Annotated in this window: 13 protein-coding genes; 8 read left to right on the top strand and 5 right to left on the bottom strand. The window is 70.4% G+C overall.

The features are described 5' to 3' along the window. Position 1: 1 nt before the first annotated feature. From AL072_RS01945 to AL072_RS01930, 4 genes are all read right to left on the bottom strand, one after another. Complete coding sequence (locus AL072_RS01945; RefSeq protein WP_052709977.1) at positions 2-1,444, bottom strand: sensor histidine kinase; 1,443 nt, start codon at positions 1,442-1,444, stop codon at positions 2-4. Next, positions 1,441-2,154 carry a response regulator transcription factor gene (locus AL072_RS01940; RefSeq protein WP_045581739.1) on the bottom strand — a complete coding sequence of 238 codons (714 nt, stop codon included), beginning with the start codon at positions 2,152-2,154 and terminating at the stop codon, positions 1,441-1,443. The genes AL072_RS01945 and AL072_RS01940 overlap by 4 nt, the downstream gene beginning before the upstream one ends. Before the next feature lie 113 nt (positions 2,155-2,267). Then, on the bottom strand, positions 2,268-3,221 hold the full coding sequence (locus tag AL072_RS01935) for a hydroxyacid dehydrogenase (RefSeq protein WP_045581740.1): 954 nt from the start codon (positions 3,219-3,221) through the stop codon (positions 2,268-2,270). A gap of 57 nt (positions 3,222-3,278) precedes the next feature. Further along, positions 3,279-3,947: a 4-carboxy-4-hydroxy-2-oxoadipate aldolase/oxaloacetate decarboxylase gene (locus tag AL072_RS01930; protein WP_045581741.1), complete on the bottom strand. Its 669-nt coding sequence runs from the start codon at positions 3,945-3,947 to the stop codon at positions 3,279-3,281. A 337-nt stretch (positions 3,948-4,284) separates the two neighbouring features. Here AL072_RS01930 and AL072_RS01925 point away from each other — a divergent pair, with 337 nt between their 5' ends. Next, complete coding sequence (locus tag AL072_RS01925; protein WP_245636726.1) at positions 4,285-5,367, top strand: tripartite tricarboxylate transporter substrate binding protein; 1,083 nt, start codon at positions 4,285-4,287, stop codon at positions 5,365-5,367. A gap of 94 nt (positions 5,368-5,461) precedes the next feature. Here AL072_RS01925 and AL072_RS01920 read toward each other — a convergent pair whose 3' ends face one another. Continuing rightward, entirely contained in the window at positions 5,462-6,430 is a 969-nt protein-coding gene (locus AL072_RS01920) for a tripartite tricarboxylate transporter substrate binding protein (RefSeq protein ID WP_045582594.1), read from the bottom strand. Between the two features lie 669 nt (positions 6,431-7,099). On the opposite strand from AL072_RS01920, the gene ykgO reads away from it, so the two are divergent. The 7 genes from ykgO (at position 7,100) to AL072_RS01885 (ending at position 16,342) form a co-directional block, all read left to right on the top strand. Next, positions 7,100-7,225, top strand: coding sequence for a type B 50S ribosomal protein L36 (gene ykgO, locus AL072_RS01915; protein ID WP_012973122.1), 126 nt, complete (start codon positions 7,100-7,102; stop codon positions 7,223-7,225). Between the two features lie 246 nt (positions 7,226-7,471). Further along, on the top strand, positions 7,472-8,959 hold the full coding sequence (locus tag AL072_RS01910; protein WP_045581742.1) for an FAD-linked oxidase C-terminal domain-containing protein: 1,488 nt from the start codon (positions 7,472-7,474) through the stop codon (positions 8,957-8,959). 14 nt (positions 8,960-8,973) lie between these two features. Beyond that, a complete protein-coding gene (locus AL072_RS01905) occupies positions 8,974-10,296 on the top strand; it encodes an FAD-binding protein (protein ID WP_045581743.1) in 1,323 nt (440 codons plus the stop codon). A gap of 15 nt (positions 10,297-10,311) precedes the next feature. Then, on the top strand, positions 10,312-11,655 hold the full coding sequence (gene glcF, locus AL072_RS01900) for a glycolate oxidase subunit GlcF (RefSeq protein ID WP_045581744.1): 1,344 nt from the start codon (positions 10,312-10,314) through the stop codon (positions 11,653-11,655). Between the two features lie 162 nt (positions 11,656-11,817). Then, positions 11,818-12,525: a phosphatidylcholine synthase gene (gene pcsA / locus AL072_RS01895; RefSeq protein ID WP_045581745.1), complete on the top strand. Its 708-nt coding sequence runs from the start codon at positions 11,818-11,820 to the stop codon at positions 12,523-12,525. Positions 12,526-12,599: 74 nt separating this feature from the next. Beyond that, the gene (locus tag AL072_RS01890; protein ID WP_082108909.1) at positions 12,600-13,412 is read left to right on the top strand and encodes a DUF72 domain-containing protein; all 813 of its coding nucleotides are present in this window, start codon (positions 12,600-12,602) and stop codon (positions 13,410-13,412) included. Between the two features lie 158 nt (positions 13,413-13,570). Then, on the top strand, positions 13,571-16,342 hold the full coding sequence (locus tag AL072_RS01885) for a DUF2339 domain-containing protein (RefSeq protein ID WP_045581746.1): 2,772 nt from the start codon (positions 13,571-13,573) through the stop codon (positions 16,340-16,342). The last annotated feature ends 8 nt before the right edge of the window (positions 16,343-16,350 follow it).

Raw genomic sequence — 16,350 nt, 5'->3', positions numbered from 1 at the left:
CTTACGGGGTGCCGATGACCGCCGCAGCAGGCGCTCCCGCGGCGGTTTGCCGCAGCGTGGCGGGAAAGCGCAGGCTGAAGGTGGTGCCGCCGCCCGGCGTGTCGTCGATGGCGACGCTGCCGCCATGGGCGGCCATCGTGCGTGCGACGATGGACAGGCCCAGGCCGGCGCCATTCCCGCCGCCGCCCGTGCCGCCGCCGCTCCTGCTGTCGCCGCCGCCCTGCCAGAAACGCTCGAAGACGCGGGTGCGCAGGGCTGCCGGGATGCCGGGGCCGCGGTCGATCACCCGCAGCAGCGGCTCGCCCATGGTGGAAACCGCCAGCTCGACGCTGACGGTGCTGCCGGGCGGTGCATGCGACACGGCATTCTCCACCAGATTGCGCAGGGCGCGGAACAGCGGATCATGGGCGCCGCGCACCGGCAGCGGCCGCTCCTGCCCGATCACCTCGATCCAGCGGCCACGGCCGAGCGCCAGCGGGGCGAGATGGGCCGCGACCTCCACCGCGAGCGGGGCGAGATCGACCGACTCGTCCGGCGCGATCTGCAGGGCGTCCAGCCGGGCGAGGTCGAGCAGCTGGTCGACCAGCCGGGCCATGCCGGCGACATCCTCGCGAATCGGGGCGCCGGGGGCGCCGATCAGCGCCAGATGGGCGTCCAGCACCGCCAGCGGCGTGCGCAGTTCGTGGGCGGCATCGGCGATGAAGCCGCGCTGCGCCCGGTAGCCGGCCTCCAGCCGGTCGAGCGCCTGGTTGACCGCGCGGACCAGCGGCAGCACCTCGCGCGGCATGTCCTCTTCCGGCAGCCGTTCCGACACGCTGTCCGGCCCGATCGCGGCGGCCCGGGCCGAGGCGCGGCGCAGGGGCCGCAGGCCGCGGTGGATGATCATGAGGTTGACCAGGATCAGCACGAGGGCGAAGGGCAGCCAGATCCAGCCGAAATGCTCGATGAACTCCTCCAGCAGCCATTCGATGTGCAGTTCCTCCTCGCCGGAGGCGACCTGGATCCACAAGGAGCGGTCGCCGGCGACGATGCGGCGGCTCAGCCCGTAGAGCGCCGGTTCGCCGTCGCGCGCCGGCACCCGGAAGACGCCGTGCGACCGCTCCGATCCGGTCGGGTCGAGCGGGCCGGATACCCCGTCGGACCCCAGCAGCAGCCGGCCGTCGCCATCGACCAGGGCGAAGGACGCGCCGTTCGTCCGCAGCATCGCCCGAACCGGCTCGGGCAGGGCGGTCGCCAGCCGGTCGTCCGGCCCGCGCACCGATTTCTCGATCATGCGGGCGACGCCCGACAGCGTGCGCTGGCGCATGCGGTCGTGGGTGCCCTTGAACTCGACATAGAGCAGCAGCGCGGTGGTCGCGACCGCCAGCAGCGTCACCAGGACGAGCCAGCGCGCGATGGCGGCCAGCAGGGATGGTGGCCGCGATGGAGGCCGGGCCCCGGTCATCCGCCGTCTTTCCCGCCGGTCCCTGCATCGCTGCCGGCCGGACTCTCGATCAGGATATAGCCGATGCCGCGCAGGGTCTGGACGCCGGCGCTGGCGCCCGCGGCCAGCAGCCGCTTGCGCAGCCGGTGGATCAGCACCTCCACCGCATTGGAGCCGATCTCCTCGCCGAAGCCGTAGAGACCGTTTTCCAGCGCCGACTTCGGCACCACCCGGCCGGCGCGGCGCAGCAGCAGCTCCAGCGCGTCCAGCTCCCGCCGGCTGAGGTCGAGCGGCCGCCCACCCACCGTCGCCAGCCGTTCGGCCGAATCGAAGGCGATGTTCCCCAACTGCAGCACCACGCCCAGCGCCGCCCCCGGCCGGCGCAGCAGGGCGCGGATTCGGGCCACCAGCTCCTCCAGCGCGAAGGGCTTCAGCAGATAGTCGTCGGCGCCCAGGTTGAGGCCCCTGACCCGGTCGTCCACCCGGTCGCGGGCGGTCAGGATCAGCACCGGCGTCGCGTCGGCCCGGTCGCGCAGGCCCGACAGCAGGGTCAGCCCGTCGGCATCGGGAAGGCCGAGGTCGAGCAGCACGGCGTCGAAACCGGCGACCGCCAGCGCGGCCGACGCCTCTTCCGCGCTGTGGACGAGGTCGACGGCGAAGCCGGCCTTGCGCAGGCCCTCGGCGGTCAGGGAGGCCAGCCGGACATTGTCTTCGATCAGCAGCAGCCGCAAGGCGGGGACCCCGGAGCCGGTGGGATGGGGGGCGGTGCCGCGACTGTCCGCCTTTTCCCCACCCGCCGCAAGCCGGGCGCCCGCCGGAGGTTGCCCGCCCGGCTCTTGCCCGCTCAGACGATCGCGGTGTCCGGGATGGTGCCGGTCAGCACGGCGCGGACGCCGTCGGCGGTCATGTGGCCGGTGCGCGAGCGTGCCTCTTCGGTGGTGGCGCCGATGTGCGGGGTCAGGATCAGGTTCGGCACGCCGTGGAACGGGTTGTCGGCCGGCACCGGCTCCGTCGCGTAGACATCGAGCAGGGCGCCGCCCAGCCGGCCGTCGGTCAGCGCCGCGGCCAGCGCCGCATCGTCGACGATGCCGCCGCGGGCGACGTTGACCAGGATGGTGCCCGGCTTGAAGCGGGCGATCACCTCGGCGCTGACCAGGTTGCGGGTGTCCGGCGTGAGCGGCAGATGCAGGCTGATGGCGTCGGCATTGTCCCAGATGTGGTCGAACGACACCTTCCGCACGCCGGTACGGGTCCACACCGGATCGTCGTCCGCCACATGCGGATCGGCGGCGATCACCGTCATGTCCAGCCCCTGGGCGCGGCGGGCGACATGACGGCCGATGCGGCCGAAGCCGACGATGCCCAGCGTCCTGCCCGACACCTCGCGCCCGATCAGCCGGCCGCGCGGCCATTGCCCGGCCACCACCTGCGGCGTGGCGAAATAGGTGGATCCTCTCACCAGCATCATCAGGCCGGCGATGGTCAGTTCGGCCACCGACACCTCGTTGGCACCGGTCGCCGGCAGCACCACGACGCCGCGCTGGCGGCAGCCGGGCACGTCGATGTTGTCCAGCCCGACGCCCAGCCGGCCGACCGCCTTCAGGTTGGGGAAGGCGTCGAAGAAGGCGCCGCGGATCTGGGTCTCGTCGCGGATGCAGATGGCGCGGGCGTCGCGGCCCAGGGCGTACAACTCGTCGAGCCGCTTGTGGAGCGTCTCGTCATACAGGACGTCGAAGTCGCGGCGCAGGTCGTCGACCGCGCTTGGCTGCATGAATTCGGAGATGATGATGTCGGGCATGGCGGCTGCTTCGGTCGGTGGGGCGGCGGGGTGGGGCGATGCTGCGGAAGCGCGGCGTTACAGCGTGATGCCGGCGGCGTCGAGATAGGGCTTCAGGTTCAGAAGCTCGATCGTCGTCTCGCCGGCCTGCAGCTTGTGGCGGTAGGACTCTTCCGCGGCCTCGCGCGCCGCCGCCTTCTCCAGCGTCTCGGCGGCCAACCCCTGGGGCACCACCACCACGCCGTCGTCGTCGGCCACCACGATGTCGCCGGCCGACACGATCACGCCGCCGCAGACGATGGCCGTGTTGATGTCGCCCTTGGCGTCGGTCTTGTTGGTGCCCTTCATGTTGGTGCCGCGGCAGAACACCGGGAAGCCCATGTCGCGGATGGCGATGGCGTCGCGCACGCAGCCGTCGATCACCAGCCCGCCCAGGCCGCGGGCGATGGCCGAGGCGGTCAGGATGTCGCCCCAGGGGCCGGCATCGGTCATGCCCTTGAAGTCGACGACCAGGATGTCGCCCGGCTTGGCCAACGCGACGGCGATGTGGATCATCAGGTTGTCGGTCGGCCCGCAGGACACGGTCAGCGCCGGCCCGCACAGCCGCATTCCCGGGAACAGCGGCTTGATCGGATGGCCCATGGCGCCCTTCTTGCCCATCGCCTCGTGCAGGGTGGCGGGGGACTGGGCACGCATCGCCTCCACCGTGGCGGCGTCGGGGCGGATGAAGTCCTTGTGAACGGTCATTTCGGGAAAAGCCTTTCAACTATGAGCGGTATTCGGCCTCGATTGCGCCGGATGCGGCGCGATGCGCGAAGTCCCGATGGAATGAACAAGTATTAGAACATTTTTGTGGATGCTGAAAACATCCAAACGAAGGTTGATCGCGGGAAAATCGCGTTTACGATGGTGTGGCCGCAAGAATGCGCCGGAGCTGTGTCTGGCGATCGATAAAAAGCAATTCAAGGATGCCGCATCCGTGTCGGTGGCGGCCCCGGCTGTTTCAGCGGATGCGAACCGAAGGAGGCGATGTATGGATACGAACGCGCGTTCCGCCCGGTGCGGTGGATCGACAGGACCGGCCATGGCGGCGGCCGGGGGTCGCCGGTTCAGCGGTTTGATGCCGGGCGGCCTGATCCCGCGCGGCCTGATCCCGCGCGGCCTGATCCCGCACAAGGTGGCGCGGCTGGCGGCCGCCGCCGGGCTGGCGGTCTGTGGACTGGTGGCCGCCGCCGGACTGGCGGTCTGCGGACTGGCGGGGTCCGCCCTGGCGGCCTATCCGGAAAAGCCGATCAGCCTGATCGTCGGCTATGCGGCGGGCGGCGGGTCGGACTTCATCGTCCGCTCGCTCGCCCCCTTCATCGAGAAGGAGCTGGGCGGCAGTGCCCGCGTCATCGTGATGAACCGGCCGGGTGCCGGCGGCGAGATCGGCTTCGCCGCCATCGCCGACGCCGCCCCCGACGGCTACACGCTGGGCCTGATCAACTCGCCCAACGTCGTGACCATCCCGATCGAACGCCACGCCCGCTTTTCGCTGGACCGGCTCGACCCGCTCTTCAACCTGGTCGACGATCCCGGTTCCTTCGTCGTCCACAAGGACAGCCCCTTCCAGTCGCTGGCCGACGTCGCGACCTATGCCAAGGCCAACCCGAACAACGTGACGGTCGGCACCACCGGCATCGGCTCCGATGACCATCTGGCCATGCTGATGTTCCAGCGCCTGACCCAGACCCAGCTGACCCATGTGCCCTTCCCCGGCAGCGCCGACGCCCACCGCGCGCTGCTCGGCCGGCACATCCAGCTGACCTCGATGAACATCGGCGAATCGGCACGGGCGCGCGAAGGCGACCCGATCCGCATCCTGGGGGTGATGACCGACCAGCGCTCTGTCCAGGCACCGGATGTGCCGACCTTCAAGGAACTGGGCTTCGACGTGAAGATGTCGTCGTTGCGCGGGCTGGCCGCCCCGGTCGGCCTGCCGCCGGACGTCCGCGCCAGGCTGGTCGAGGCGATCGGCAAGGCGGTCGAGCATCCGGAATTCCAGGAGATTGCCCGCAAGGCCTACCAGCCGCTGCGCCTGCTGCCCTCCGAGCCGTACGCGGCGGAGCTGAAGGCCCAGGAGGCCACTTTCCGCGCCATCTGGAAGGAGACGCCCTGGCTGAAGTGACCGCCCCGGTATGAAGCGGGGCATGAGGCGGACATGAAAAGGGCGCCGGCGGTCTGCCGGCGCCCCTTCTTTTTCATTCAACCCCGGAGTCGGCTTATTTCAGCCAGGGGTTCGTCGCCCACAGCGCGCGCAGTTCCTTGGTCGAATCGGCCAGCTCGGCGGAATATTTCTCCGGCGGCAGCAGGCGGATCGGCTGGTACAGCTCCTTCGCCTTGGCCTGGAAGCCCGGGTCGTTGGCCGCCTTGTCCAGCGCGTCGACCAGCTTGGTGCGAACCTCCGCCGGCAGCCCCTTCGGTGCGGCGATGCCGCGCAGCGACGACATCAGCGCATTGAATCCCTGCTCCTTGAAGGTGGCGGCGTCGGGGGCCTGGGCCACCTTCGACTCGGCCATCACGCCGAGGACGGTGATCGGATCCTTCTGCTTGTACTGCATCGCCTCGCCGATGTTCACCGAGCTCAGCATGATCTTCTTGTTGGCCAGCGCCGCCTCGGCGGCGGCCGACCCCTGGAAGGGCACATGGGTGAAGGTCACGCCGGCCTGACGCTGGAACACCAGCATGGCCAGATGGTCGTCGGAGCCGATGCCGGTGGTGCCGACGGTGACGCCGTTGGGGTTCGCCTTGGCGAAGGTCACGACGTCGGTCAGCGACTTGAACTGGCCGTCGCTGTGGACCGCGAAGGAGCTGGGATCGTCGACCAGATTGTAGAGCGGGTCGAGCCGGTCCAGCGAATAGCGGGCTTGGCGCTCGATCGGGATGGCGTTGACGTTGGGCGAGTTGATGGCGCCGATGGTGTAGCCGTCGGGGGCGGCGTCGGCGATGGCGGCGAAGCCGATCTCGCCGCCGGCACCGGGCTTGTTCACCACCTCGACCCGGCTGCCGTCACCCAGCTGCTTTTCCAGGAAGGGTGCCAGCGCGCGAATCAGCAGGTCGGTGCCGCCGCCGGCGCCGAACGCCACGATCATCGTGATCGGCTTCTCCGGATAGGCCGCCTCGGCATTCGTCGCCGAAGCCAGCAGCGCACCGGCCGCAGCCGCCAGAGTCAGAGCTTTCCAGAACTTCATGATCCCCCCTTGGATGATGCGCCAGGCACGGCTGCCCCAGGGCATGCCGCACGCACGGTACCGGGCGACGCCGGGGCCGGCTTCGGGCGAATTGCCTAAATTCCTGACGAATTCGGCTGTAATCGCACGGGTCGACGGTTCCGGTGCCGCTGAATATCCGAAGATGTTCCTACATCAGCAAGAACAACTCTTCAACTCCGCAGCATACGATTTTGTGGCATCGCGTCAATACACCGCAGAATATTGTGATGGATTGGAGAACGTTGTGGCTTCATTCAAATAAGTATTGTGTATTGGTTCGCGTTCCGCCGGCTTCCTGCCGCTCGTCATCGAATGGCGGGAAGTCTAACCGGCGATCGGCGGAAGTCATCCTTCGGCGGTGTCGCAGTGGCTACGGCAGATGCCAAGTTGTATATCTTCTGAACATATGACCCGGATCAGCGACAGATTTCTCTTTATTGGCGAGAATGGCGTGGGCAGACGATCCGGATTGTTTGTGGTCCGTGCATGGTCTCGCGCCAAGGGATCTCCGGCATGGCCATCTTGCGGCCGGTGCCGGCGGGCGTTCGCACCTGCGTTTCGGGGCGAACCGCGGGCGTTGACAGCCGGTAGGCACCGCACTATGGTGCGCGCCTTCAATCGAGCCGCCGAGCGTTCAGGAATAGCATCATGAAAATCGTCAACTCCCTGAAGTCGATGAAGACGCGCCACAAGGCTTGCCGCGTGATCCGCCGCAAGGGCCGTGTCTATGTCATCAACAAGCAGAACCCCCGTTTCAAGGCCCGCCAGGGCTGATCGGCCCCGCCAGGGTCGATAGACTGCGAGGCCGGGCATCGCGCCCTGCCTCTCCGTCATCGGGTGTTCACGCAAGAGCCGCGCCTTCGGGTGCGGCTCTTGCGTTTTGGGCATCCCGCATCCCGCATTCCGGACATCGGCCTGAGCATCGGCCTGAGCATCGGCTTGTGCATCTGCCGGGGCGAATGATACGTGTGGCTGACGAGTTCGCCGCAACGGGATGCAACGGGATAAGGACGGCCCGCGATGAAGATGCCGGTGCCGGACGGCGGGGTGATCGCCCGCCGCCGTGAGATCGTCGAGGCGTTGCGCGCCATCGTTCCGGGCGAGGGCGTGATCGTCGACGAAAACGAGCTGCGCGCCTACGAGTGCGACGGGCTGACCGCCTACCGCCAGCTGCCGATGGTCGCCGTGCTGCCGTCCACGGTGGAGCAGGTCAGCCAAATCCTGAAGACCTGCAAGGCGATGGGGGTGAAGGTGGTGCCGCGCGGCGCCGGCACCTCGCTGTCGGGTGGCGCCTTGCCGCTGGCCGACGGCGTGCTGCTGGGCATGGGCAAGTTCAAGCGCATCCTCGACATCGATTATGCCAACCGTTGCGTCACCGTCCAGCCGGGGGTGACCAATCTCGGCATCTCCAACGCGGTCGCGCAGGAGGGCTTCTATTACGCCCCCGACCCGTCCAGCCAGATCGCCTGCACCATCGGCGGCAACATCGCCGAGAATTCCGGCGGCGTGCATTGCCTGAAATATGGGCTGACCACCAACAACGTGCTGGGGCTGGAGCTGGTGCTGATGGACGGCACCATCATCCGGCTGGGCGGCAAGCATCTGGATGCCGGCGGCTACGACCTGATGGGCATCGTCACCGGATCGGAAGGACTGCTGGGCGTCGTCACCGAGGTCACGGTGCGCATATTGAAGAAGCCGGCCACCGCGCGGGCGGTTCTGCTGGGCTTTCCCAGCAGCGAGCAGGGCGGCGACTGCGTGGCCGCCATCATCGCCGCCGGCATCATCCCCGGCGGCATGGAGATGATGGACCGCCCGGCCATCCATGCGGCGGAGGCCTTCGTCCATGCCGGCTATCCGCTGGACGTCGAGGCGCTGCTGATCGTCGAGCTGGACGGGCCGGCGGCGGAGGTCGACCACCTGATCGACCGGGTCGAGGCCATCGCCCGGACCAAGGGCGCCTGCTATGCCCGGGTGTCCAACAGCGAGGAGGAGCGGCTGGCCTTCTGGGCCGGGCGCAAGGCCGCCTTCCCGGCGGTGGGGCGGATCAGTCCCGATTACTACTGCATGGACGGCACCATCCCGCGCAAGGCGCTGCCGCTGGTGCTGCAGCGGATGCAGGAGATGTCGGACCGCTGCGGCCTGCGGGTCGCCAACGTCTTCCATGCCGGCGACGGCAATTTGCACCCGCTGATCCTCTATGACGCCAACAAGCCGGGCGAGCTGGAGGCGGCGGAGGAGTTCGGCAACGACATCCTGCGGTTGTGCGTCGAGGTCGGCGGCGTGCTGACCGGCGAGCATGGAGTCGGGGTCGAGAAGCGCGACCTGATGACCGACCAGTTCGACGAGGTCGACCTGCAGCAGCAGCAGCGGCTGAAATGCGCCTTCGACCCCGACGGGCTGCTGAATCCCGGCAAGGTCTTCCCCACGCTGCACCGCTGCGCCGAGCTGGGCCGGCTTCATGTCCACCAGGGCGAGCTGCGCTTTCCCGACATCCCGCGTTTCTGAAGGGCCGGCCCGCCATGACCATCACCACCCTGAAGCCGGAGACCGCCGCCCAGGCCGCCGATGCGGTGCGCTGGGCCCTGTCGGCCGGCGAGCCGCTGGAGATCCTGGGCAGCGGCAGCCGCCGCGGGCTCGGCCGCCCGGTGCAGGCCGGCCACGCGCTCGACCTGTCGGGTCTGTCGGGCGTCGTCGCCTACGAGTCGGAGGAGCTGGTGCTGACCGCGCTGGCCGGCACGCCGATGGCGACGATCCGGGACATGCTGGCCGACCGCGGGCAGCATCTCGCCTTCGAGCCGCCGGCCATCGACGGCGATGGGTGCGGTGAGGGCGGGGGAACGCTGGGCGGGTTGATCGCCAGCGGGCTGGCCGGGCCGCGGCGCATCTCGGCGGGGTCCGCCCGCGACCACACGCTGGGCATTGCCGGCGTCAGCGGGCGGGGCGAGGCCTACAAGGGCGGCGGCAAGGTGGTGAAGAACGTCACCGGCTATGACATGCCCAAGCTGATGGCCGGATCCTTCGGCACCCTGACCGCGCTGACCGAGATCACCGTGAAGGTGCTGCCGGCACCGGAGGACACCGCGACCCTGCTGCTGTTCGGCCTGGACGATGCCGCGGCGGTGGGGCTGCTCGACCGGGCCTTGCGCAGCCCCTACGAGGTGTCGGGGGCGGCGCATCTGCCGGCGGGGATCGCCGCGCGGTCGGGCGTGGCCGGCGTGGCCGGGGCAGGCGGGGCGGTGACGCTGGTGCGGGTCGAGGGCTTCGGCCCGTCGGTCGCCGCGCGCGTGGCCATGCTGCGCGAGGAGCTGCGGGCCGACGCGGTGCTGGATCGCGGCTGCTCGCTGGCGGTCTGGCGCGAGGTGCGGGACGCGGTGTGGTTCGGGGGAGTGGCTGCGGGCGGCCCCCACCCTAACCCTCCCCCGCTGGGCGGGGGAGGGGACTCCGCCGCCCTTGCGCCTGACTCCCTCCCCTGCCCAGTGGGGGAGGGCTGGGGAGGGGGCAACCGCAGCGATACTCCCCACCTGTGGAAACTCTCGGTCCCGCCGTCGGCCGGGCCGGCGACCGTCGCCGCCATCCGCCGGACGCTCGACGTCGAGGTCTTCTACGATTGGGGCGGCGGGCTGGTCTGGATGGAGGCGCCGCCCGAGTCGGCAACCGCGATCCGCGGCGCGCTGTCTGCCGGCGGCCATGCCATGCTGGTGCGGGCGCCGGACGCGGTGCGCGCCGCGACGGAGGTGTTCCAGCCGCTGCCCGGACCGCTGATGGCGCTGAGCCGCCGGGTCAAGGACGGCTTCGACCCCAAGGGCATCCTCAACCCCGGCCGCATGTACGCGGGGCTGTAACGGGACGACGACCAGATGCAAACCAACTTCTCGCTGGCCCAGCTGGCCGACGCCGCGATCCGCGACTCCGAGCAGATCCTGCGCAAATGCGTGCATTGCGGCTTCTGCACCGCGACCTGCCCGACCTACACCATCCTGGGCGACGAGCTGGACAGCCCGCGCGGCCGCATCTACCAGATCAAGGACATGCTGGAGAAGGGCGGCCCGCCGCCCGCGACCACGGTCAAGCACATCGACCGCTGCCTGTCCTGCCTGTCCTGCATGACGACCTGCCCGTCGGGCGTCCATTACATGCATCTGGTCGATCACGCCCGCACCCACATCGAGGCGACCCATGTCCGCCCGCCGGCCGACCGGGCGGTGCGCGACCTGATCGCGCGGGTGCTGCCCAATCCGCGGCTGTTCCGGCTGGCGCTGCTGGGCGCCTCGCTGGGTCGGCCGTTCCGCGGCCTGCTGCCGAAGCGGCTGGCCGCCATGCTGGAACTGACCCCCGCCAGCGTCCCGGCGCCGAGCCACAGCGACCGGCCGGGCGTCCATCCGGCCGAGGGGCCGCGGAAGAAGCGGGTGGCGCTGCTGATCGGCTGCGCCCAGCAGGTGCTGGCGCCGCAGATCAACGAGGCGACGATCCGCCTGCTGACCCGCCACGGGGTCGAGGTGGTGGTGTCCAGGGGGGCCGACTGCTGCGGCGCCCTGACCCACCATATGGGCAAGGAGGATCTCGCCCACGCCGCCGCGAGGAAGACCATCGACGCCTGGACGGCGGAGATCGAGGGTGCGGGGCTGGACGCCATCGTCATCAACGCGTCCGGCTGCGGCACCAGCGTGAAGGATTACGGCCACATGTTCCGCGAGGATGCGGCCTATGCCGCCAAGGCGGCGCGGGTGGCGGCTCTCGCCAAGGACGTCACCGAACTGATGGACGAGATCGGGCTGGGCCGGCCGGTGGTGGAGACCGGGCAGGCGGTCGCCTACCATTCCGCCTGTTCGATGCAGCACGGCCAGCGGATCAAGGAGCCGCCGCGTGCCCTGCTGCGCGCCGCGGGGTTCAAAGTGAAGGAGATCCCGGACGCGCATCTCTGCTGCGGGTCGGCCGGCACCTACAACCTGCTGCAACCGGAGCTGGCCGGGGAACTGCGCGCCCGCAAGGTCGCCGCCATCGAAAGCACCCAGCCCCAGGCGGTCGCCGCCGGCAATCTCGGCTGCATCACCCAGATCGCTTCCGGCATCGGGGGCGGGAGCGGGGGCGGCCTGCCGGTGCTCCACACGGTCGAGCTGCTGGACTGGGCGACCGGCGGCCCGATGCCGGACGCGCTGGCCGGGCGGGCCGCCTTCCGCCAGCCGGCGGCGCGGGGGGCCTGAGACCGGGGTGCAACGGCGGCCGGCGCGTATCAGCGTGGGCGGAGCCGGGGGTTTCGTACCCCCACAATTCTGTGTTTATCTGCGTCCATCTGTGTCAGAAAATCCGCCCGCTCCGACCCCTTGCCGTCCCTCCCGTCCCAGCCACCCACGGAAACTGTCCGCATGAGCGCCGCCTACGGAATCACCCATCGCCTGTCGGCCTGGGGCGTTCACATCTTCACGGCCAGCGGCGCCGTGCTCGGCCTGCTCGGGCTGCTGGCGGCGGCGGCGGGCGATGCGAAGCTGTGCCTGATGTGGCTGGGCATCGCGCTGGTGGTCGACGGCGTCGACGGCACGCTGGCCCGCCGGGTCTCGGTCAAGCAGGTGCTGCCGGGAATCGACGGCTCGGCGCTCGACCTCGTCATCGACTACCTGACCTATGTCGTGGTGCCGGCGGTGTTCATCCACCGATTCGGCCTGCTGCCGGAAGGGCTGGTCAGCGTCGCGCTGGCCGCCTGGATCCTGCTGACCGCGCTCTATTGCTTCGCCAATGTCGGGATGAAGAGCGGCGACAATTATTTCGTCGGCTTCCCGGCGATCTGGAACGTCGTCGCCCTCTATCTCTGGCTGCTCGACCTCGGGCCCTGGATCAATGCGGCGGTGATCGTGCTGCTTGGGCTGTTGACCTTCACCACCGCCAAGTTCCTCCATCCCTTCCGGGTCAAGGCGCTGATGCCGCTGAACATCGCGGTGACCAGCGTCTGGCTGCTCTGCTGCATCGCCCTGGTGGTGCTGGAGCCGGCCCGTCCCGGCTGGCTGTTCGGCCTGTGGCTGGCGACCTCGGTCTATTACGCCGCCGTTTGCGCCTGGCGGACCCTGCGCGGTCCCTGATCCTTTCGGGAACCTGACCGGATGGCGGGCGTTGCCTTCGGGCAGTCCGCCAACCGCTCCGGAAGGGTTCCGCCTTGGCCGAAGACGCCTCCGGGCAAGCTCCCCTCAAGGAATCGTGCGGCAGGCCCGCGGTTCATCCGATCCGGGTCGGCACGGCCGGCTGGGGCATTCCCAAACTGTCGGCGCCGGCCTTTCCCGCCGATGGCACGCATCTGGAGCGCACCGCCCGCGTGCTGCCGATGACCGAGGTCAACAGCAGCTTCTACCGCCCGCACAAGCCGGAGACCTGGGCGCGCTGGGCGGCCTCCACCCCGGCCGGGTTCCGCTTCGCGGTGAAGCTTCCCAAGGCGATCAGCCACGAGGCCCGGTTGGCCGGCGCCGGGTCCGCGCTGGACAGCTTCCTGGCAGAGGCGGGGAGGCTGGGCGACCGACTCGGGCCGCTGCTGGTGCAGCTGCCGCCCAGCCTGCGCCTGGACGCCGCGGTCGCCGACGCCTTCTTCGCAGGCTTGCGCGCCCGATTCGGCGGTGACGTGGTGTGCGAGCCGCGCCATGCCTCGTGGTTCACGGCGGAGGCCGGGGCGCTGCTGGCCGCCAACCGCGTGGCCCGTGTCGCCGCCGACCCCGCCCCGGTGCCCGTTGCCGGGAACCGGGGGGCCGGGGAGCCGGGCGGCTGGGACGGGCTGCGCTATTGGCGGCTGCACGGCTCACCGGTCATCTACCGCTCGGCCTATGGGCCGGCGGTGCTGGATGCGCTGGCCGCGCGCTTCCTGGCCGAGGCGGTCGAGCGGCCGGTCTGGTGCGTCTTCGACAACACCGCCGACTTCCATGCCGTCGACGATGCGCTGGCGCTGACGGCGAGGCTGGGCGATGCCGCGGCCCGGCCGTGAGGACCATCCGGTCGGGAAGAGTGCTCCGGAGTCCCGCCCGATCGCCCATCGGATGAGCCCCAGCGTGACCGAGACAGGCTATTGTTGCGCCGATATGCTGCCATCGATTGTCTCGGGAAACGGGGGCAAGGGTTCAACGGCGTGCAGGCGGTGCGGTTATGGAGTTCCTCGTCCTACTGCTGATCTTCGGCTTCCTGACCCACCGGCTGGACCGCCGGCTGAAGGCGCAGGAGACGGAGATCGCTGCCCTGCGCAGCCGTCTGGACGAGGCGCTGGCCGGTGCCGCCCCCCTGTCGGCGGTGGTGTTGGCGGCGGATGAGGCGGCTCCGGTCCAGGCCCCCGCTCCTCTTGCGGAGCCGCCGCCGGAGGAGAGCGCCGAGCCGGTCCTCGCCGCGGAAACGGCTGTCGAGACGCCGCCCGGCCCTCCGCCCGAACCCGCCGTCCCGCCGCCGCCGCCGCGGCCGGGCTGGCGCGAGCTGGAGGAGTCGCTGGCCTCGCGCTGGCTGATCTGGCTCGGCGGCGGCACCATGGCGCTGGCCGCCGCCTTCTTCATCAAGCTGTCGGTCGAACATGGCTGGCTCGGGCCCGGTGTGCGGGTGGCACTCGGGCTGCTGGCCGGGGCCGGGCTGATGGTGGGGGGCGAGTGGCTGCGCCGCCAGCCCATGCAACGCGCCGTCGCGGCGCTGCGGCCGGACCATGTGCCGCCGGCCCTGACCGCCGCCGGGCTGTTCACCGCCTTCGCCAGCGTCTATGGCGGCTTCGCCCTGTTCGACCTGTTCCAGCCGCTGGTCGCCTTCGCGCTGCTGGCGGCGCTGTCGCTGGCCGGCATCGGCCTGTCGCTGCTGCAGGGGCCGGTCATCGCGGCGCTGGGGCTGCTGGCCGGCTATGTCACGCCGCTGCTGGTGCCGTCCGACCATCCCGATGCCTGGGGCCTGTTCGCCTATCTGCTGGCGCTGAACGGCGCCGGGATGGCGGTGGTGCTGTACCGTGGCTGGCGCTGGCTCGGCTGGGGGGCGCTGGCCGGCGCGGCGCTCTGGCCGCTGGTGTGGATGATCGACCCCTGGCGCAGCGGCGACGCGCTGCCGACCGGGCTCTACCTGCTGCTGACCTCGGCGCTGTTCCTGGTTCCCGCCATGCTGGGGGTGCTCGACCAGGGACTGCCGGAGCCTGAACCGGCAACCGGCTGGCGCGCGGCCCTGCCCGGCTGGATCCGGCGCAAGCGGCGCCATCCCGCCGACCGGCTGGCGATGACGGCGATGTGGCTGTTCGGCCTGCTGGTCGCCGCGGTCGGCTGGTCCGATTCGCATGGCCCGGTGTCGCTCGTCGTGCTGGCGCTGTTCGCGCTGCTGGCGCTGGCCGCCGGCCGGCGGACCGAGCGGATCGCCGGTGTCGCCTGGATCGCGGCGCTGGCCGTCCTGCTGGACCTTGCACCCTGGAGCCTGCCCTATGTCCCGGCCGGCCCGCCGCCGTTGAATGCCGACGGGCAGCCGCTGATCGTCGCCGATCCCGCCGGCTATCCGGGGGAGGTCGCGTATTTCCTGTGGGTGTCGGCCGGATTCGCCGCGCTGTTCGGCATCGGCGGCTTCGCGCTGTTGTGGGGCGCACGGCGGGCGGCGCTGTGGTCCTCGCTGTCGGCGCTGGTGCCGCTGGCCCTGCTGACGCTGGCCTATGCCCTGGTCGAGCCGCCGGAGACCGCCGTCGGCTGGCCGGCGGCGGCACTGGCGCTGGCGGCCCTGCTGGTCGGCGCCACCACGCCGCTTGCCCGCCACCGCCACCGGCCGGGCGCCTCGCTCGGGCTTGCCGCCTTCGCCGCCGGGGCGACCGGCGCCATCGCGCTCGGCGCGACCATGACCTTGCAGGAAGCCTGGCTGACGGTGGCGCTGGCGATGCAGGTGCCGGTGCTGGCCTGGCTGGAGCGGCAGATGGCCCTGCGCGAGCTGCGCGGCGTCGCCCTGCTGGTGGCCGTCGCCGTGCTGGTGCGGCTGGCGGTCAACCCCTGGGTGCTGGACTATGAGGGGTATGGCTGGATCGCCTATGGCTACGGACTGCCGGCGCTGGGTTTCCTGGTGGCGGCGCGCTGGATGCGGACCTCGTCCGACGGAAGAGGCGATGATCTGGTGGTGATGGTGCTGGAGGCCGGCGCCCTGATCTTCACCACCCTGATGCTGTCGCTGGGCATCCATCGCTGGATGGCCGTCAGCCTGGAGGCGGAGCCGTCCGGCCTCACAGAGGTGGCGCTGCACACCCTGTCCTGGCTGGGCCTCGCCCTGCTGCTGGCCGCCGACCGGCGGTGGAGCGCGCGGGCCGTTGCGGTGTGGGGCCGGCGCCTGCTGGCGGCGCTGGCGGCGGCGAGCGCCGTCTTCCTGCATCTGCTGGCGCTGAATCCGCTGTGGAACTTCGAATGGGTCGGCGAGTGGCCGGTGGTCAACCGGCTGCTGCTGGCCTACGGCGCGCCGGCCCTGCTGGGGCTGGCCTATCTGTGGTACGACCCGCCGCCGTCGAAGCCGGTCCGGCAGGCGGCACCGGTGCTGGCGCTGCTGCTGGTCGCGACCAATCTGGCGCTGGAGATCCGCCGGACCTTCCAGGGGCCGGTGCTGTCCGGCTACGGGGTGTCGGACGCCGAATGGTACGCCTATTCCGTCGGCTTCCTGCTGTTCGCCGTGCTGATGCTGGTGGCTGGCATCCGCTTCGGCTGGGGCTGGATGCGCCATGCCGGGCTGGCGCTGGTGCTGGCGGTGGTCGCCAAGGTCTTCCTCAGCGACATGTCTGATCTGGAGGGGATGTACCGCGTCGCCTCCTTCCTCGGGCTCGGCGTCAGTCTGGTCGGCATCGGCTGGCTCTACCAGCGGCTGCTGCGGCCGCCCGCGGCGGGACCGCCGTCCGTGCCACCGACTCCGGCAGATGATCTGTTGGACCAACGGACTCATTGACAGGCTGC

It is taken from the genome of Azospirillum thiophilum (assembly GCF_001305595.1).
GTDB classification, from domain to species: Bacteria; Pseudomonadota; Alphaproteobacteria; order Azospirillales; family Azospirillaceae; genus Azospirillum; species Azospirillum thiophilum.
Note: the sequence above shows the minus strand (reverse complement) of the source record. Positions and strands in the feature narration are given on the sequence as shown.